Source organism: Aquimarina sp. Aq107 (genome assembly GCF_943733665.1).
In the GTDB taxonomy this organism is placed as follows: Bacteria; Bacteroidota; Bacteroidia; order Flavobacteriales; family Flavobacteriaceae; genus Aquimarina.
Window position 1 is genome coordinate 3,044,942 of sequence record NZ_OX030782.1, and the last position, 18,180, is coordinate 3,063,121.

The following is an 18,180-nucleotide window of genomic DNA, read 5'->3' on the forward strand; positions in this document are numbered from 1 at the left end:
TAAATATTTTCGTCGCACTACAATCATTAGTGCTTATGTCTTAATTCTGAAGAAACAGATAGCTTCTTTCTGCCTTTAGCTCTTCTACGAGCAAGGACTTTTCTACCATTAGCAGAAGCCATACGCTCTCTAAAACCGTGTTTGTTTTTTCTCTTTCTCTTCGATGGTTGAAACGTTCTTTTCATTGCTATCTATCTTTATATATCTTCTTGAAATCTCTTTTTTGTAAAACTAGTTGGAATCTCATCCCAAAACTGCGGGCAAATATACGAAGAGTTTTTACTTTCACAAACCTAAATATCAAAATATTTATAATTGTTTTTATTACCTTTGCCGCGACAAAAAAAATAATACATTTTATGTACAACAAAAACATTAAATTAGTAATTGCAGCATTAATTGTTGGTACTGCCATTTGGCAAATGATAGAAGGATATATTGGAAACGGAATTATGCTGATTTTACTAGCCTCGATTTTTGTCTTTTTATATTTTAAAAACGAATTAATTTTACTTTCATTCTTAAGATTACGTAAACAAGATTTTCCGGGAGCAAAAAAATGGTTAGATAGAATTAAGGATCCTGAAAGTGCTCTTACTACTAAGCAACAAGGATATTATAATTATCTTTTAGGTATTATGTTATCACAAACAAATATCACGCAAGCAGAAAAATATCTCAAAAAAGCTATAAAATTAGGGCTATCCATGAATCAAGATTTAGCCGTTGCTAAACTTAATCTTGCTGGTATTGCCATGACCAAAAGAAGAAAAAGAGAAGCTCAAAATTTGCTTACCGAAGCTAAAAAATTAGATAAGCATGGTATGCTAAAAGAGCAAATCACTATGATGAAACAGCAAATGAAAAAGATTTAGGCACACTAATTGTTCTTATAATTACGTTATCTAGTAGTTCAAAGGGTAAAATAAGGGCAGTACTAAATCTATAAATAATGTTTTAAGACACTAAAACTGTTATTTTTAAAGACTTTATAGTACATTAGCTCGCGTAATAAAGTTGTAATGAAGAAAATATTAATTCTAGGAATACTTTTTTTATATATAGGAAATGTTTTTGGACAGCTAGAAAGAAAGATTCCTTTTTCAATTGCTGTTGCAGCCCATATCAAAAAATATAATTTAAAAAGTAATGAAGCATACAAGGATCAAGATCTAGAATATGCTAAATTCTTATTTGATTCACTTGTTCAAAATCATCTGGTTGGAACTTATATGGATGATTTTAAGATGAGTCCTTTAAAAGGAGAACCAATCTCTTTTAAAGAAATTGAAAAACCTATATTCTTAATTACATATGCCACTTGGTGTGTTCCTGGTATTGGAGAAATACCAGCATTGAATGACTTATCCGATAAATTTCATGATCAAATAGATTTCATTGTCTTATTCTGGGATACTAAAGAAAGATTAAAAGAAAAAGTAGGAGAGTATAGCGAAAACATTCAACTCCTATATGTAAATGAGCTTACGAACCAAAATTCTTATATCATTAATAACCTTAAACACTCTCTTGGTTTTCCTATGATGTATTTTATGGATAGTGACAAAAAATTATTAGATATTCGGAAAATTGTCACACACCATTCTAGCGAGACCCTTAGTAACTCTTATACTATACATTACAATTCATTATCCAAAGGTGTTTCTCTTTTAATAGCGGATTTAGATGCTAAAGGAGCGCTAGCAACTCCTGCAGAAGAAGATAAAAAAGAGCTTAAAATAAAAGGAGATACAAGAACACAAGAAGAGCGTGATATAGATGAAGAATATGAGCGTTATAGACGAGAGAAAGATTCTTTAAACAATCAGCGCGGTAATAATAAATAAAAACTTATCATCTATTTCCCAAAAATCATTTTTAATGCTACGAGTAAAAGGATCCCTCCAAAAATCTTTTTTAGAGTTGCTTGGTTTACAGAAATAGCAAATTTACTTCCTAAATACCCTCCAATAATAAAGGTAATAGCCATTATAGCTGCAAACCTCCAATTTACGTGACCTTCTTTATAATAATTAAAAGCCGCCAATAAAGTTACTGGTACAGAAAGAACTGCTAAACTAGTTCCTTGTGCTTGATGCTGCGTAAAACCAACCCATAAAATTAATAGCGGTATCATCACAACACTACCACCAATTCCCATCGTTCCACTAAGAAAACCAGCTAAAAGGCCTATAATTACTAATGAAATAACCGTCATTGTATCCATACCACAATTTTACAATAATTGTAGTTATAGCACTAAAAAAATGTATAAATATTTAGAAAGGTTAACGAGTATTATTGTCCAACACCTGTTTTATAATATCCTTCTCTAGGTATTTTTATCAAGTATTCCTTTCCCGTACCATTATTAAGATGAGTTTCACGCAACCAAGGGTTATGCAATTTTAAAATCTTATAATTGATATTGTATTTAGCGGCAAACTCATTAAAATCAGCTATTGGCTCATCAACTAAAACATTAAAAGTAGGAATATATTCGTATAAATCATTTTTCGTAAAGTTAAATCCATACTTTTTAGGATTACTAAGAATTTCCTTTACCGCAGTGATTCTAAAAACATACCTTCCCGTTTCCTGACCTAAAAGAAGATCGTAATATGTTGTAGCATTTTGTCTTTTTAATTGCTTATTTATTCCTCCAGGACCAGCATTATAAGCTGCTGCAGCTAATGTCCAACTACCAAAACGCTTTTTAGCATTCTTCAAATACTTACAAGCAACTCTTGTTGATTTTTCGATATGGTATCGCTCATCAACGTTATTGTTTACTTCTAAACCATATTCCTTTCCTGTATTTTTTAATATTTGCCAAAAACCAGTAGCTCTAGCTGGAGAAACCGCCTGAGTTAAACTACTTTCTATAACCGCTAAATATTTAAAATCATCAGGAACACCTTCTTCTTTCAAAATTGGCTCTATAATCGGAAAATACTTATTCGCTCTCTTAAAAAGCAATAATCCATTCGATTGCCAATAGGTGTTAACCAACAACTCCCTATCCATTCGTTCCCGAATATCTGGATTTTCTACAGGAACTAATTCTCCTGCAAAATTCATGTTATCAGGCATAGGAACTGCATAGACATTGTAGTCATTAATCAATTTTTCTTCTAAAAGTTCCTGGGCAATAGGTTTCTGAGGCTCTTGTTGTGTAGCATTTACTAGAATACTGAAAGTAAATAGCACACCTAAAAAAACTAACATTTTTTTTATCATCTTCATCTTTAAGTAGGTTTTATTGGGGAATAAATTCTTAAGTTTCCAAAATAATGTAAAATATTGGAATATTGGCTATTAATTCTCAATTATTTCTGGAAGATGCTTGTTAAACCAACGCGCTCTATTAATAATCATCACATGAGTCCCTTTTTCTACGGTTATACAGTTATCAATATAAGAGATCGGAAAAACGATATCTTTACTACCATGGATATGAACAATTCCATCAATAACCTCTTCTTGATCCCAACAAACTATCTTCTCGATTGCCCAATCCAAATAAGTTTTGTCATTTACAGATAAATATTTTTGATACATCGCAGCTCTCTTTTTTGCAAAATCACCAAACGCCAGTTTCTCCCAATTATCTATTTTAGAAACCAATGATGTTGGCATCAATTTATATGCTTTTGTCTTTCTTACTAATCGCATTCGCTTAGGTAGTTCATGTTTTGTCTTAACACTAGAAATCACAACTAATTTACTAACATTAAGATACTTACTCATTTCTTGAACCATAATACCACCAAAAGAAACACCAATAAGTACACATTTCTTATGTTCAATTTCCTCACACATTCGTTTTGCGTAAGATTCCATTGATTCATTTTTTTTGGGAATCTTCCATGGAATGGTATATGTTTTATACTTTTCTTCTGGGAGATTTATATATTCAAAAATAGATACGTCTGCAGCCATACCAGGAACAAAATAAACATGGGTAACTTCCTTCATACTAGGTATTTTAACAATGGTTTATACGTTTTAAAGTTCTAATTTTCTTATCTTTGCAGCTCAAAACTATAGTAATACTTTATCAGAAAAAAGTAAACAGGATATTAAATTATTGTAAAAGGGAAAATTTTAACTAACAAATCTTAGTTAGGCTAAGTAAGGAATACTAAAATTTAATCTACACAATATCTTAATTTTTATAATTATTATCAGATTTCTGACAAAGAAAAATTATGAGTTTTAGAACCCATTTTAATTTTTATCAATAGTAAATTAAAAAAAATATGGAGAACATGAGCGATGTGGAATTAGAAATAGTAGACAACGAATTTTTAAGACAATTCGAAACTACTATTGAAGGTCAAAAATCAAAGATCGAATATGCTCAACAAGAGAGAAAAATATTCCTTACTAAACTCGTGATGAGCGAGGAACAAATGGAAAAGGGATATTCCGAAGAATTTATAGTAGCTGTTTTTAATATTATCGAAGAACGTAATATTAGACTTGTTCCTACAAGCCCTATCATCGCAAAATTCATGCGAAAGAATAGAAGAAAATACAAAGATTTACTTCCTGTTGGAATCAACATATAGAAGTATCTTTTAAAAACATCAAAACCTGCCATTCAGCAGGTTTTTTTATGTTCTATTAGTACTAATTTATCTAGTATAGACAAAAAACAACTCGTTTTCAGCCTAACAATCACACATACTTTTGAATCCTTAAAGCGGTATTACTTTAAAAACTCAAACCGCACCAAACCATCATCATCAATATCTGTTAGCTGTACGGGACATAATGTATTTACATAAGAAGGGTTCCAAGGCATCTTTACCTTTACATAATTCTCTGTAAACCCATGAATATATCCTTCTTTATTTTCTGACTCAAACAATACAGTTCTTTCTGTTTTCAATTGGCTTTCATAAAAAGCTCTACGTTTTTTAACAGACAAACCTCGCAACATTTTACTTCTCTTCTTTCTAACATCTTGTGGAACTACATTATCCAATGAAGCTGCTACCGTATTCTCTCGTTCAGAGTAAGTAAACACGTGTAAATAAGAAATATCCAATTCGGACAAGAAATTATAAGTGTCCAAAAAATGATCATCTGTTTCTCCTGGAAAACCAACAATCACATCAACCCCAATACACGCGTGAGGCATTACTTCTTTTATTTTCTGCACACGATCTACATACAAATCACTTAAATACCTACGACGCATTAACTTTAATATTTCGTCATTACCAGACTGTAATGGAATATGAAAATGAGGTACAAATGTTCGTGATTTTGACACAAAATCAATCGTCTCATTCTTTAAAAGATTAGGTTCTATAGATGAAATACGAAGTCTTTCTATACCATCTACTTCATCAAGAGCTTGTACTAATTCATAAAAAGTATGCTCGTGCTTCTTATTACCGAACTCTCCTTTTCCATAATCACCAATATTAACTCCGGTAAGTACTATTTCTTTAATACCTTTTTCAGAAATCTCTTTTGCATTTTTCAACACATTATTTAATGTATCACTACGAGAAATACCTCTTGCTAATGGAATTGTGCAATATGTACATTTATAATCACACCCATCCTGAACTTTTAAAAAAGCTCTCGTACGATCACCAATAGAATAACTCCCAACATAAAAATCTGCTTCCTCAATTTCACAAGAATGAACTTCTCCAAACTCATTCTTAGACAAGTCATTAATATAATCAGTAATTTTAAACTTCTCGGTAGCACCTAACACCAAATCCACTCCATCTACCGCAGCCAACTCTTCTGGCTTTAATTGTGCATAACAACCAACTGCAGCTACAAAAGCATCTGGATTTACTTTTTGAGCCTGTTTTACTATGGTTTTAAATCTCTTATCAGCATTTTCTGTTACAGAACAGGTATTAATCACATAGATATCGGCATTTTCAGAAAAATCTACACGATCAAAACCCTCATTCGTAAAATCTCTAGCTATAGTAGAGGTTTCCGAAAAATTCAGTTTACAACCTAAGGTATAAAAAGCTACTTTCTTTCTCATCAACAATTATGAAGTCATTTCTGCAAAGACAGAAATCTATTTATATTTACACTTGTTTTTAACCAAAAGATCCCGACCTTCGTTAGTATCTTAGTTAAAAGCCGTCAAAGATACCAACAATAATCCGTTTACTAAAATTGAAAATCAACCAATTAACTTATATAATTCACTATTTAACAATAGTTTACCTATGCACCCTATGCTTTTCTTGCGGAAATCCTTCTGAAGAAAATAAAGATCATATGGTATTTAGATATAACGAATACTCTAACACACTTACACTAGACCCAGCATTTGCTCGTAATCCATCTATAATTTGGCCTACCAATCAATTATTTAACAGTTTAATTCAACTTGATGATTCATTAAATATACAACCTGATATAGCAAAGAACTGGGAAATTTCTGATGATAATTTAAACTATACGTTCACACTAAGAGATGATGTGAAATTTCATAAACATCCTGAATTCAAAACTACAGATAGCACACGAATTGTAACTGCTAATGATTTCGAATACAGTTTTGATAGATTAAAAGATCCAAAAGTTGCATCTCCCGGAAACTGGGTATTAAAAAACGTAGATACATATAAAGCGATAAATGATACCATATTCGAAATACAACTAAAAAAACCTTTTCCTGCATTTTTAGGATTAATGAGTATGCGTTATTGCTCCGTCGTCCCAAAAGAGATTGTTGAATTTTACGGAAGTGACTTCAGAGCGAATCCAATTGGTACTGGACCTTTTAAGTTTAAATTATGGGAAGAAAATGTTAAGCTAATCTTACGCCGCAATGAACTATATTTTGAAAAAGACAAGAACGGGAAACAATTACCATACTTAGAAGCGGTAGCCGTAACTTTCTTGCCAGATAAGCAAACCGAATTTTTGCAATTTGCAAAAGGAGAAATCGACTTTTTAAATAGCCTTGATGCATCATATAAAGATGAATTACTGACTCCAAGTGGAAAACTTAGAGATAAATACAAAGATCAAGTAAACTTATCTAAAGGCCCTTACCTAAACTCAGAATATCTAGGGTTCTACCTAGATGGTGACAAGGATGAAGTTAAATCAGAACTATTACGCAAAGCTGTCAATTATGGATTTGACAGAGAAAAAATGATTACTTATCTAAAAAATGGTGTTGGAACGCCTGCTAGGAATGGTTTTATACCAAAAGGTTTACCTGGATTCAATAATCAAAAAGGGTTTATTTACAATCCAACAAAGTCTCGTAAACTTATTAAGGAATACATCAAACTTACCGGAAACCAAAACCCAACCATTAGCATTGCTACCGACAGTAATTACCAAAGCATCTGTGAATTTATACAACGTGAACTAGAAAAGATTGGCCTTAACATTATTGTAGATGTGATGCCGCCATCCACCATCAGAAAAAAGAAATGGAGCGGAGAATTAGATGTATTCAGAGCGAGCTGGATTGCAGATTATCCAGATGCCGAAAATTTCTTATCTCCTTATTACAGTAAGAATTTTACACCTAATGGTCCTAATTATACCCATTTTAAAAATGAAACTTTCGATCGACTATATGAAGAAAGTTTTTCTATTAAGGATATAAAAAAACGAGAATCATATTACGCAAAAATGGATTCAATAATAATCTCCCACGCTCCTATTGTACCTTTATACTATGACCAAGTAGTTCGTTTTACTAGGAAAAATGTGAAAGGATTAACCAATAATCCTCAAAATTTCTTAGTTCTAAAACGCGTTTGGAAAGAAAAGTAATCCCAGTAGAAATTCCTTCTAAAAAATCAAAATAAACACTTCGTCGATTAAAAAACACACTTAGTCGATGTTTTTTATTATATTCGCCATCAATTAATATTATTTTAACCTAAATCTTATGAAAAAAACCTATGTATTTGCTTTAGCATCCTTAATGCTAGCAGCAGTATCTTGTAGTGACGATGACTCTAACCCAGGAATCGTAACAGTTACTCCAGATCCAACTGAAGAAATTTCTCTTAATCCTGATGACGTATCTGGAGGTATTATCATTGACAACGGAACGCAAGTTTCTGGAAATGCACCTACACCCACTGGAACACTACCTTTTAGCTTAGACGAAACTTCGCAATCTGGTTTTCAGAAAAATGGTTTCGACATTACTTTTGATGCACCATCTAATTATGCAGGAGCATATATTCAAGTACAGTCTGAAGATGGAACTGCTGCCGATGAATACTGGGATGTTTCTATCCCTGGTAGATCAAATGTAACTTCCAGTGAAGAGAAAAGAAAAGGATTATTTAGCGAGCAAACAAACAGATTAAATGATCAAGAAATTGAAATTGATGTAGATTTTGAAGACAACGTATCTGCTGGTACTTTTTGCTACCTAATTTGTATTTATGATACCGATGGAAATATTAGTCAGCCAGTAGAAGTATGTGTAGAAGTAGAAGCGTGGGGAGGAAATCCTAACTTAATTGGTACTTGGAACTACACAAAAAGAACTAGAAATGGGGTTACAGAAGATACTATCGGCGCAGAAGAATGTGATGAAACTACTGTATTTTGTGCAAATGATACAGAATTATTGGTAGAAAATGCTTATTGTGATACTCTTTTATCACTTCCTATAACATTTAATGCTGATGGTACTTATACTTATGTAGAGACAACCAATTACACCAATTTGGATTACGAAGCTACAAGAGAAACTTGTACAGCAACTTTCGAAACTGAAGCTGAAGAATTATATAGTTCTAGAGGGAATTGGGCATATGATGAAGAAGAAGGAAAATTAACTTTAGTAGAGTTTGAATATACAGAAACTGTTAATGGAGATCCTTCAACAGGTATCGAAGAAAACGGATATCTTTTATTTGATGGTAAAGCAACTGTAACTGACAGTCTTATTATCGAAGGAGATTATGACGATGACCAGGAGACTTACACTGCAGAATTTCATTTTAATAGATAACATTTCTTTTATCTAAATACTATAAAACTAAAACCCCATCTTTTTTATTAAGATGGGGTTTTTATCACTCATAACTCTTTCGCCATATTTTTGTTTTTTCAAAAATATGTTCTAAGATTTTTTGATCCTCTTCCGTTAATTCGATTTTACGTCTAGCCATCACTACTTTTGCTACTTCAAAAGCTTTTTTAGTAAGATATGTAGTAAAACCACTATTTCCACCCCAACTATAACTAGGTACAAAATTACGCGGAAATCCACTTCCGAATACATTAGCATTTACTCCTACTACCGTTCCTGTATTAAACATCGTATTAATACCACACTTAGAGTGATCCCCCATCATCAATCCACAAAACTGTAACCCTGTTTTAGCAAAACCTTCAGTTTCATAACTCCATAATCGCACTGGAGCATAATTATTTTTAAGATTCGATGTATTGGTATCTGCACCAAGATTACACCACTCTCCTAATACTGTATTCCCTATAAAACCATCATGCCCTTTATTAGAATATCCAAATACAACAGAATTACTAACCTCTCCTCCTATTTTAGAATGAGGTCCAATTGTAGTTCCTCCATATATTTTAGCACCCATTTTTACAGTAGCATGATCACACAACACAAAAGGCCCTCTGATTAAACTTCCTTCCATAATCTCTGCATCCTTACCAATATAAATAGGTCCTGCAGAAGCATTAAGTGTAGCAAACTCTAATTTAGCACCTTCTTCTAAAAAAACATTTTCTGGTGCGATTACATTATTACTTTCTGGTATCGGTTGACTTTCTCTATCCTTAGTCAACAAATCAAAATCTTCTTTAATTGCCTGTTCATTTTTAGAAAAAATATCCCAAGTGTATTTAACCGTAAACACATCATAATTATATTGGATCACTTCATACACATCAAAATCTACCTCTTGATCTTCTTTTGCATAAAAAGCAATTGGCTCATCTTCATAAAAAATAGCTTGATCTGGTTCTAAATTTGAAACCATTTTTACCAAATTTTCTGTGGGAAGAAATGAAGCATTAATCATCACGTTCTCCTCTAATTCTACCATTGGATATTTCTCACTAAGATAATCCTCAGTAATCGTAGAAGTAGCATACCCTAAATGTTTTTCCCATTTCTCTCGAATAGTCAAAATTCCGATTCTGATATCAGCAACAGGTCTGGTATACGTAAAAGGAAGAAGTGAATTTCTGGAAGCTCCATCAAAAAGAATATAATTCATAACTCTAAAAGTGAAAAATTTGTATTGCGAATCAAAAATACGGTAACGTATAAAAACAAAAAAGCCTTTCTGAAAAGAAAGGCTTCTTAAAATCGTTGTGTACTAAATTACTTTTTGAATTTAGCATATTTGTTTTTGAACTTGTCGATACGTCCTGCAGTATCGATAAGTTTAGATTTACCTGTATAGAAAGGATGAGAAGTTCTTGAAATTTCTAATTTCACTAACGGATACTCAACACCATCAACTTCAAGTGTTTCTTTAGTATTCGCAGTAGATTTAGTTAAAAAAACTTCATCATTTGACATATCCTTAAAGGCAACTAGTCTGTAATTATCTGGGTGAATATCTTTTCTCATTATATTATATTATCATTTTCGAGGTGCAAATTTAAACATTTTTTATAAAACAACAACTCTAAATAAGATATTTTTTTATAGATAATGCGCTAATTAAAATCTAATTAGTTATCTCTAAATAATCAACTAATTATCAGAAGTATCTGAATCCTTACAAACAAGAGCAGCTATTAATGCAAAAAAGGTAGAACCTCCTTCCGAAGCCGCTATAATTTCAGCGCAACTATCACCTTCTTTGTTTGCTTTTATTATTTCTATTAAACTTTCATAATTGAGAATTATTCTAATTATTTCCTCATTTGATAAATTCAAACTTACAACTGAATTATAAAGATTAACAAATTCTGTAGTTTGTTTACTTAAAAATTGTTGTTCCAAATGATTTATTTCTTCAGAAGATAATCCAATTGAAGATTTAGTTTCTATTATTTTATAAATATCAGGAGTATTTTTAATACTCTTAGAAAATGAGTTAAATAGATTCTTTACCATTTGTTCTTTATCATTCAACGATAATTCTGCACCATCATCATTAGTAGAACAAGAAGTGAATAAAACAAGAACAAGTCCTGTTACATAAAATAATTTTGTTTTCATACGATCATATTTTGGGAGTTAAAGAGCTAAAAAAGCAGCTAAAAGACATCTTGACTTTTATTATCTTTGACTTGTAAAAAACAACAAAAACGATGGTTTAACCGTAATTCTATAACGTAAATATAGTCTTTTTTTGATAATTATTCATTATAAAGGCACAAAATAACTATCTTGAGACCAACATTTTATTATCTTTGATCACTGTTAATTAAAAAAAAAACAAAATATATCTATATGGAAAGTAAGAGTATTCCTATAAAAAAATATATTCTAACTTACGGTTTGCTTTTTGGAATCGCTAGTATAATTCTTAGTTTCACATTTTATTTAACTGGGAACTATGTAAAGCAAAACTTACTTCATTCTGCAATTCTATTTTCAATTACTGTATTTTTTATAATTTTTGGTTTATTAGTATTCAAAAAAAACAACAATGGATTTATATCATTAATTGAAGCTCTTAAGATTGGTATTGGAATAGCAATTTTAGGAGGGTTAATGGCTGTTTTATGGAAAATTATTCTTTTAAAACAAATTGATCCTAACATAATCAATCAGTTTGAAGACAAGCAAATTAAGAGAATTGCTGAAATGTCTTCGGATCTTACACAAAAAAACATTGAAGAAAAAATTAAAATTACCAAGAAATATACCTCACCACTAAGAATGACTATAACTGCTCTTATTGAAGATACTTTTGTTGGTTTTTTACTATCTCTTATTGGTGGCCTCATCATAAGAAAAAAGAGGAATCCTTTTAAGTAAACCTACTCCACATTTAATTATCTATATCAATATTTTTCTGAGCAAAATGTAACAAATTCGTAAATTTGTGTACTTATGTGTTATATCTAAATAACCAAAACTATATAATTATGGAAAAATCTGTTAAATCTAATGCGATATCTCTTGGAGTTATTTTAGGAGTAGTCCTATCACTTGTAACTGTTCTTGCCTATACTGTATATCAAGGAATGTATACTAATTGGATGGCAGGAATTGGATTATCGCTAATGATCATCGTCTTTGGTATCGTATCCGCAGTAAAAAGTAGAAAGTTACTTGGTGGTTTTATAGACTTTAAAAAAGCATTCACTTCGTATCTAATTACCGTTGCAATTGGTACCTTAATAAGTACTGTCGTAACTATTTTAATATATGTTGCAGTTGATCCAGATGCAGCCACGGCTATTAATGAACAAATTATAGAATCTACTGTTGGTTTCATGGAAAAATTTGGAACTCCCGAATCAGAAATTGAGAAAGCGGTAGCAAAAATGCAAGAAGAAAATCAATTTAGCCTTGTTAATCAAATAAAAGGTTGGTTCTGGGGAATGCTTATATATATCATTATTGGATTATTAGCTTCTTTAGCAATAAAAAAGAAAGAGCCTTTATACTAGAACACACATAAAGTAAAAAACACAATTGGATTGCCGTTTAGGCAATCCAATTTTTTTATGTAATTTTCTATAAATGGAATACCTATATTTGTCAACCAAATCATTTTACTAAATTATCAATGGGAATTTCTCATAAAAACTTTCTTACTTATATTATTACCATAGCTATATCCACTGGTATCGCTAGAGTAGCATTGGATTACCTATCAAGAATATTAAACATATCTCCCATCTTATATTATCTTACTTTTTTGATCGCTTTGATACTAGAGATTGTGATCATTATATATGTAATCAAAAAGTATAAAACACATAAAAGTGTACTAAATATTACTGATGCATTAAAGGTTGGGATTATTATAATGGGTATAGTTGGCTTGTGTTACTGTTCTATGGCATATATATATGACGTTTATATAGATCCTGATTTTCAAACTAATATGACATTACGCTTTACAGAACAATTTACTCCAGAACAATTGGATCAGGTAAAACAAAATTTAGAAAATCAAGATAGTAGTAAATCCTATATCGGTGTAATCATGTATACCATATGGTTCATATTTATTGGAGCTGTGATATCATTAATTGCAGGTTCTGTTTTTAAAACTAAAGTAGCATCATCATAGTATGGATATTTCTGTAGTCATACCATTGCTTAACGAGCAAGAATCACTTACCGAACTTTATAATTGGATTGTAAAAGTTTTGCAATCCAAGCAATATACTTATGAAATTCTTTTTATTGATGATGGTAGTACCGATAAATCGTGGGATACTATTACTTCTTTATCAAAAAAAGATCAAAATGTAAAAGGGATACAGTTTCTTAAAAACTATGGTAAATCGCAAGCGCTACACGCAGGTTTTGCAGAAGCGCAAGGAGATGTTATCATTACTATGGATGCAGATCTGCAAGATAATCCAGAAGAAATTCCGGAGATGTATGATATGATCATTAAGGATGGATACGACTTAATATCTGGTTGGAAAAAGAAACGATATGATTCTGTAATTGCTAAAAATTTGCCATCTAAACTTTTTAATGCAGCTGCTAGAAAAACATCGGGATTAAAATTACACGATTTTAACTGCGGATTAAAAGCATACAAAAATCAAGTAGTTAAACACGTTGATGTTCATGGAGAAATGCATCGATACATTCCTGTATTGGCAAAAAATGCAGGATTTAATAAGATCGGCGAAAAAGTTGTTTTACATCAAGCGAGAAAATATGGTAAAACTAAATTTGGGATGAACCGTTTCGTAAATGGTTTTTTAGATTTAATTACCATTTGGTTTATGTCTCGTTTTGGAAAACGCCCTATGCATTTCTTTGGTCTTATAGGAACAATTCTTTTTATAATAGGATTTTGTTTTTCGTTATATTTAGGGATAGATAAACTCTTTATAGAAAAAACAGGAAGATTGATTGCCTCGCGACCAGAATTTTATATCGCTTTGACATCCATGATACTAGGAACTCAATTTTTCTTAGCTGGTTTTCTAGGAGAAATTATGTTAACTAGTAAACGTGATAAAGAACGATATCATATTTCCGAAAAAATACACCTATAAACCCCTATTTTATGATAAAAACATAAATGAACACCCCTTTTATCATTACATTATTAAATAACTTAAATTTAACGTGAATCTTCTCTTTTGCAGGAATTTTCAAACAAAATTAAATAGTAATTTTATCAATAAAACCTAAACAAATGCAAGTTTCAGAATCCTTAATCCACACTAGAGTCCAAGAATGGTTATCACCAATTTTTGACAAACAAACTCAAGAAGAAATTGTAAAATTACAACAACAAGATTCCGAAATATTAAAGGAGAGTTTTTATAAAGACTTAGAGTTTGGAACCGGTGGTATGCGAGGTATTATGGGTGTAGGAACGAATCGCATTAATAAATATACCTTAGGAAAAAGCACGCAAGGTCTAAGTAATTATTTACAAAAGCAATTTCCTGGCGAACAAGCAAAGACTGTAATCGCATACGATTGTAGAAATAACAGTGATACTTTGGCACAATTAGTAGCCGATGTATTTTCTGCTAATGGCATACAAGTTTATCTATTTTCTAGTCTTAGACCAACACCAGAACTTTCGTACGCTGTAAAAGAATTAGGATGTCATTGTGGAATCGTACTAACCGCTAGCCACAATCCTCCTGAGTATAATGGATATAAAGTATATTGGCAAGATGGAGGGCAATTAGTACCACCGCAGGATGGAGAAATCATCGCAGAAATAAATGCACTTAATTATGCCGATATTAAATTTAATGCAAATACGGCTCTTATAAAGAAGATCGATGAAGAAATTGATACTCCTTTTATAGAAAATAGTGTAAAGAATGGAAGTTTTGCTGCTACGCAAGAAGCAAAAGATAATACAACTATTGTATTCACTTCTTTACATGGTACATCAATTACTGCAGTTCCAGAAACTTTGAAAAAGGCAGGATACAAAAATGTTCATATTGTAAAAGAGCAAGAAGTTCCTGATGGTAATTTTCCAACGGTAAAATCACCCAATCCTGAAGAACCAGAAGCACTCGCAATGGCAACAGCACTTGCAGAAAAAGTGAATGCCGATATTGTTATTGGAACAGATCCTGATTGTGATCGATTAGGGATTGCTGTCAGAAATAATAATGGAGAACTACAATTACTTAATGGTAATCAAACTATGATTGTAATGACTTGGTTTTTACTAAAACATTATAAATCAGAAGGAATAAAAGGAAACGAATTCATTGCTTCTACCATCGTATCTACTCCAATGATGAAAAATCTTGCAGCAGCATATGGAGTAGAATACAAAGAAGTACTTACCGGTTTTAAATGGATCGCTAAACTTATTAAAGACTTCCCAGAAAAACATTTTATTGGTGGTGGCGAAGAAAGCTTTGGTTTTATGGTAGGTGATTTTGTTAGAGATAAAGATGCCGTTACCTCTACCCTTCTTGCTTGTGAAATTGTTGCTTACACAAAATCTAATGATAGTTCTTTTTATAATGAGCTACTAAACTTATACGTTGATCATGGATTTTATAAAGAAAATCTAGTTTCTCTTGTAAAAAAAGGAATAAAAGGAGCAGAAGAGATTAAACAAACAATGATCGATTTAAGAAACAATCCACCAACAGAGATTGCTGATGAAAAAATCGTATTAATTGAAGATTACCAGACTAGTATTGCTACAAGTACTCTAGATAAAAAAGAGCTTTCGATTGAAATTCCAAAATCTAATGTGTTAATTTTTTATACCGAAGCAGGAAGTAAAATAGCTGCAAGACCAAGTGGAACAGAGCCTAAAATAAAATTTTACATTAGCGTACAAGAATCTATTGACGATTTGTCATCTTTTGATACTGTGGAACAAAAACTGAATACTAAAATAACAGCAATCAAAAAAGATTTACAATTAACTTAAATAACGGTAATTACCGTTTCTAAAATAATTAATGAATTACTTTAAACAAATTCTTCGCTTTGCGAAACCTTATAGATTATATGCTATATTGAATATTATATCAAATATTTTCTATGCATTATTTGGGACATTAGCAATGGTATCGTTGTTTCCTATGCTGAACGTTCTTTTTGATAAAACTAAAAGAGTTAGTCAGGAACCGGAATGGAATGGTATTTTTAAGATTAGAGAGTACGCAGAAAGTTCCCTTAACTATTTTGTTACGCAAAAGGCGGAACAAGGAAACGATGATGTATTATTATTTATGGTCATACTTGTTATTAGTATGTTCTTCATGAAAAATATTTTTAGCTATTTAGCTATGTATTTCATTACATTTTTAAGAAATGGAGTATTAAAAGATATTAGAAATGAATTATATCAAAAAACAGTAGACCTTCCTCTCTCTTACTTTTCAGAAAAAAGAAAAGGAGACACAATTGCTAGAATTTCTACAGACGTATTAGAGATTCAACATTCCTTTTTATCCATATTAGAATTGATCGTAAGAGAACCGTTAATGATTATATTCACTATATGTGCGATGTTATTAATTAGTGTCAAATTGACGATCTTTGTTTTTATTTTTATTCCGGTTTCAGGTTTTTTAATTTCCTTAATCGGAAAAAAACTTAAAAAACATTCTGATAAAGTCCAAAAAGAGCAAGGATACTTTCTATCCATAGTAGAGGAAACGTTAGGAGGGCTAAAAGTTATTAAAGGATTTAATGCCGAGAATATTTTTGGAAGAAAATTTCAAGAATCTACATTAAGGTTTTACAATTTTTCTAATTCATTATTAAACAGGCAAAATCTAGCATCACCTACAAGTGAATTTTTAGGAATTACAGTAATAGCTATATTATTATGGTATGGCGGTCAAATGGTACTAGTCGAAAAATCATTAGATCCTGGTCTTTTTATTGTTTATATGGGACTGGCATATAACATTCTAACTCCTGCCAAAGCTATTTCTAAAGCAAGTTATGGTGTAAAAAGAGGAAATGCGGCAGCAGAACGTGTATTAGAAATTCTTAATACAGAATCTCCATTACAGGATAAATCAGAAGCTACAACTAAAAACGACTTTACTACCGACATACAGCTAGAAAATATTTCCTTTAAATATGAAGATGAATATGTTTTAAACGATTTTAATCTTACCGTCCCAAAAGGGAAATCGGTAGCCTTAGTAGGTCAATCAGGTAGTGGTAAATCTACCATAGCAAATTTAGTAACCCGGTTTTATGATGTAAACAGAGGGGCTATAAAAATTGATGGTACTGATATTAAGGAAATTACTAAAAATTCTCTTAGAGGATTACTGGGATTAGTTACTCAAGACTCTATTTTATTTCATGATACCATTAAAAATAATTTGCTAATAGGTAAAGAAGATGCCACTGATGAAGAAATTATTAATGCTCTAAAAGTTGCTAATGCTTGGGAATTTGTAAAAGAAAAACCTGAAGGACTTAATTCCGTTATTGGTGATAGTGGTGATAAATTAAGTGGTGGGCAGAAACAAAGGCTTTCTATTGCTAGAGCAGTACTTAAAAATCCGCCCATAATGATTCTGGATGAAGCTACCTCAGCATTAGATACAGAGAGCGAACGTTTAGTTCAATCTGCTTTAGAAAATATGATGAAGAATAGAACGAGTATTGTAATAGCACATAGGCTATCAACTATACAAAACTCAGATTTAATCGTTGTAATGCAAAAAGGACGTATTGTAGAACAAGGAACTCATGAAGAACTTATTGCTAAAAATGGTGCATATCAAAAACTAGTTACTATGCAATCATTTGATAATTAAAAAATAGATTATCAAACATATACAAACAAAAAAGAGCGTCTCCACGCTCTTTTTCTTCACACAAATCATCTTAATTTAGGGGCTTAATCTAAAATTAAAACTCACTTTTATAAAAACCTTCATTTTGGGGGAAATGAAAGTACTAACTCATTTTCACAATGTGAAGATAAAACTATTTTTAGATATAGCAAACAAAAATTGCATTTTATCCGAAAAAATATACTTTTTAACATTTTAAAGCGTTAAAATCAAACAAAATATAATCTTTTTCTTACTTAA

19 protein-coding genes are annotated in these 18,180 nt (G+C 31.3%); 11 read left to right on the top strand and 8 right to left on the bottom strand.

Going from position 1 to position 18,180, the window contains the following annotated elements:
- Nucleotides 1–26 precede the first annotated feature (26 nt).
- Nucleotides 27–185, bottom strand: a complete 159-nt coding sequence (gene rpmH / locus NMK29_RS13075; RefSeq protein ID WP_081414554.1) for a 50S ribosomal protein L34 — start codon at nt 183–185, stop codon at nt 27–29.
- 174 nt (nt 186–359) lie between these two features.
- Here rpmH and NMK29_RS13080 point away from each other — a divergent pair, with 174 nt between their 5' ends.
- Entirely contained in the window at nt 360–875 is a 516-nt protein-coding gene (locus NMK29_RS13080) for a hypothetical protein (protein WP_108803792.1), read from the top strand.
- 147 nt (nt 876–1,022) lie between these two features.
- Nucleotides 1,023–1,847 (top strand): redoxin domain-containing protein, encoded by an 825-nt coding sequence (locus tag NMK29_RS13085; RefSeq protein ID WP_108803791.1) that lies wholly within the window; start codon nt 1,023–1,025, stop codon nt 1,845–1,847.
- An 11-nt stretch (nt 1,848–1,858) separates the two neighbouring features.
- On the opposite strand, the gene NMK29_RS13090 is transcribed toward NMK29_RS13085, so the two are convergent.
- The 3 genes from NMK29_RS13090 to NMK29_RS13100 form a co-directional block, all read right to left on the bottom strand.
- Entirely contained in the window at nt 1,859–2,227 is a 369-nt protein-coding gene (locus tag NMK29_RS13090; protein WP_108803790.1) for a sulfite exporter TauE/SafE family protein, read from the bottom strand.
- 71 nt (nt 2,228–2,298) lie between these two features.
- The gene (locus NMK29_RS13095; protein WP_108803789.1) at nt 2,299–3,246 is read right to left on the bottom strand and encodes a lytic transglycosylase domain-containing protein; all 948 of its coding nucleotides are present in this window, start codon (nt 3,244–3,246) and stop codon (nt 2,299–2,301) included.
- A gap of 72 nt (nt 3,247–3,318) precedes the next feature.
- On the bottom strand, nt 3,319–3,978 hold the full coding sequence (locus NMK29_RS13100) for an alpha/beta hydrolase (protein WP_108803788.1): 660 nt from the start codon (nt 3,976–3,978) through the stop codon (nt 3,319–3,321).
- 293 nt (nt 3,979–4,271) lie between these two features.
- Between NMK29_RS13100 and NMK29_RS13105 the strand changes: the two genes are divergently transcribed.
- A complete protein-coding gene (locus NMK29_RS13105) occupies nt 4,272–4,574 on the top strand; it encodes an N-acetyltransferase (RefSeq protein ID WP_027392050.1) in 303 nt (100 codons plus the stop codon).
- A 140-nt stretch (nt 4,575–4,714) separates the two neighbouring features.
- On the opposite strand, the gene mtaB is transcribed toward NMK29_RS13105, so the two are convergent.
- Nucleotides 4,715–6,028 (bottom strand): tRNA (N(6)-L-threonylcarbamoyladenosine(37)-C(2))-methylthiotransferase MtaB, encoded by a 1,314-nt coding sequence (gene mtaB, locus NMK29_RS13110; protein ID WP_108803787.1) that lies wholly within the window; start codon nt 6,026–6,028, stop codon nt 4,715–4,717.
- Between the two features lie 242 nt (nt 6,029–6,270).
- On the opposite strand from mtaB, the gene NMK29_RS13115 reads away from it, so the two are divergent.
- Entirely contained in the window at nt 6,271–7,791 is a 1,521-nt protein-coding gene (locus tag NMK29_RS13115) for an ABC transporter substrate-binding protein (protein WP_108803786.1), read from the top strand.
- Nucleotides 7,792–7,909: 118 nt separating this feature from the next.
- Entirely contained in the window at nt 7,910–8,992 is a 1,083-nt protein-coding gene (locus NMK29_RS13120) for a hypothetical protein (protein WP_108803785.1), read from the top strand.
- 64 nt (nt 8,993–9,056) lie between these two features.
- On the opposite strand, the gene NMK29_RS13125 is transcribed toward NMK29_RS13120, so the two are convergent.
- The 3 genes from NMK29_RS13125 to NMK29_RS13135 all read right to left on the bottom strand — a co-directional run bounded on the left by NMK29_RS13125 (nt 9,057) and on the right by NMK29_RS13135 (nt 11,191).
- Nucleotides 9,057–10,235, bottom strand: a complete 1,179-nt coding sequence (locus NMK29_RS13125) for a GlmU family protein (RefSeq protein WP_108803784.1) — start codon at nt 10,233–10,235, stop codon at nt 9,057–9,059.
- 107 nt (nt 10,236–10,342) lie between these two features.
- The gene (locus tag NMK29_RS13130) at nt 10,343–10,594 is read right to left on the bottom strand and encodes a type B 50S ribosomal protein L31 (RefSeq protein WP_027392055.1); all 252 of its coding nucleotides are present in this window, start codon (nt 10,592–10,594) and stop codon (nt 10,343–10,345) included.
- 126 nt (nt 10,595–10,720) lie between these two features.
- Entirely contained in the window at nt 10,721–11,191 is a 471-nt protein-coding gene (locus tag NMK29_RS13135; RefSeq protein ID WP_108803783.1) for a hypothetical protein, read from the bottom strand.
- Between the two features lie 234 nt (nt 11,192–11,425).
- On the opposite strand from NMK29_RS13135, the gene NMK29_RS13140 reads away from it, so the two are divergent.
- The 6 genes from NMK29_RS13140 (at nt 11,426) to NMK29_RS13165 (ending at nt 17,901) form a co-directional block, all read left to right on the top strand.
- Nucleotides 11,426–11,956: a DUF4199 domain-containing protein gene (locus NMK29_RS13140; RefSeq protein WP_108803782.1), complete on the top strand. Its 531-nt coding sequence runs from the start codon at nt 11,426–11,428 to the stop codon at nt 11,954–11,956.
- Nucleotides 11,957–12,066: 110 nt separating this feature from the next.
- A complete protein-coding gene (locus tag NMK29_RS13145; RefSeq protein ID WP_108803781.1) occupies nt 12,067–12,594 on the top strand; it encodes a DUF4199 domain-containing protein in 528 nt (175 codons plus the stop codon).
- Between the two features lie 119 nt (nt 12,595–12,713).
- Entirely contained in the window at nt 12,714–13,223 is a 510-nt protein-coding gene (locus tag NMK29_RS13150) for a DUF4199 domain-containing protein (protein WP_108803780.1), read from the top strand.
- A 1-nt stretch (nt 13,224) separates the two neighbouring features.
- On the top strand, nt 13,225–14,172 hold the full coding sequence (locus NMK29_RS13155) for a glycosyltransferase family 2 protein (RefSeq protein ID WP_108803779.1): 948 nt from the start codon (nt 13,225–13,227) through the stop codon (nt 14,170–14,172).
- Between the two features lie 143 nt (nt 14,173–14,315).
- On the top strand, nt 14,316–16,043 hold the full coding sequence (locus NMK29_RS13160; protein ID WP_108803778.1) for a phospho-sugar mutase: 1,728 nt from the start codon (nt 14,316–14,318) through the stop codon (nt 16,041–16,043).
- Between the two features lie 31 nt (nt 16,044–16,074).
- Entirely contained in the window at nt 16,075–17,901 is a 1,827-nt protein-coding gene (locus tag NMK29_RS13165; RefSeq protein ID WP_108803777.1) for an ABC transporter ATP-binding protein, read from the top strand.
- Nucleotides 17,902–18,180: the final 279 nt, after the last annotated feature.

What these genes read in the sequence shown, in the direction of transcription:
- rpmH (WP_081414554.1), bottom strand. Translation starts at nt 185, where the DNA reads ATGAAAAGAACGTTTCAACCATCGAAGAGAAAGAGAAAAAACAAACAC.
- NMK29_RS13080 (WP_108803792.1), top strand. Translation starts at nt 360, where the DNA reads ATGTACAACAAAAACATTAAATTAGTAATTGCAGCATTAATTGTTGGT.
- NMK29_RS13085 (WP_108803791.1), top strand. Translation starts at nt 1,023, where the DNA reads ATGAAGAAAATATTAATTCTAGGAATACTTTTTTTATATATAGGAAAT.
- NMK29_RS13090 (WP_108803790.1), bottom strand. Translation starts at nt 2,227, where the DNA reads ATGGATACAATGACGGTTATTTCATTAGTAATTATAGGCCTTTTAGCT.
- NMK29_RS13095 (WP_108803789.1), bottom strand. Translation starts at nt 3,246, where the DNA reads ATGAAGATGATAAAAAAAATGTTAGTTTTTTTAGGTGTGCTATTTACT.
- NMK29_RS13100 (WP_108803788.1), bottom strand. Translation starts at nt 3,978, where the DNA reads ATGAAGGAAGTTACCCATGTTTATTTTGTTCCTGGTATGGCTGCAGAC.
- NMK29_RS13105 (WP_027392050.1), top strand. Translation starts at nt 4,272, where the DNA reads ATGAGCGATGTGGAATTAGAAATAGTAGACAACGAATTTTTAAGACAA.
- mtaB (WP_108803787.1), bottom strand. Translation starts at nt 6,028, where the DNA reads ATGAGAAAGAAAGTAGCTTTTTATACCTTAGGTTGTAAACTGAATTTT.
- NMK29_RS13115 (WP_108803786.1), top strand. Translation starts at nt 6,271, where the DNA reads ATGGTATTTAGATATAACGAATACTCTAACACACTTACACTAGACCCA.
- NMK29_RS13120 (WP_108803785.1), top strand. Translation starts at nt 7,910, where the DNA reads ATGAAAAAAACCTATGTATTTGCTTTAGCATCCTTAATGCTAGCAGCA.
- NMK29_RS13125 (WP_108803784.1), bottom strand. Translation starts at nt 10,235, where the DNA reads ATGAATTATATTCTTTTTGATGGAGCTTCCAGAAATTCACTTCTTCCT.
- NMK29_RS13130 (WP_027392055.1), bottom strand. Translation starts at nt 10,594, where the DNA reads ATGAGAAAAGATATTCACCCAGATAATTACAGACTAGTTGCCTTTAAG.
- NMK29_RS13135 (WP_108803783.1), bottom strand. Translation starts at nt 11,191, where the DNA reads ATGAAAACAAAATTATTTTATGTAACAGGACTTGTTCTTGTTTTATTC.
- NMK29_RS13140 (WP_108803782.1), top strand. Translation starts at nt 11,426, where the DNA reads ATGGAAAGTAAGAGTATTCCTATAAAAAAATATATTCTAACTTACGGT.
- NMK29_RS13145 (WP_108803781.1), top strand. Translation starts at nt 12,067, where the DNA reads ATGGAAAAATCTGTTAAATCTAATGCGATATCTCTTGGAGTTATTTTA.
- NMK29_RS13150 (WP_108803780.1), top strand. Translation starts at nt 12,714, where the DNA reads ATGGGAATTTCTCATAAAAACTTTCTTACTTATATTATTACCATAGCT.
- NMK29_RS13155 (WP_108803779.1), top strand. Translation starts at nt 13,225, where the DNA reads ATGGATATTTCTGTAGTCATACCATTGCTTAACGAGCAAGAATCACTT.
- NMK29_RS13160 (WP_108803778.1), top strand. Translation starts at nt 14,316, where the DNA reads ATGCAAGTTTCAGAATCCTTAATCCACACTAGAGTCCAAGAATGGTTA.
- NMK29_RS13165 (WP_108803777.1), top strand. Translation starts at nt 16,075, where the DNA reads ATGAATTACTTTAAACAAATTCTTCGCTTTGCGAAACCTTATAGATTA.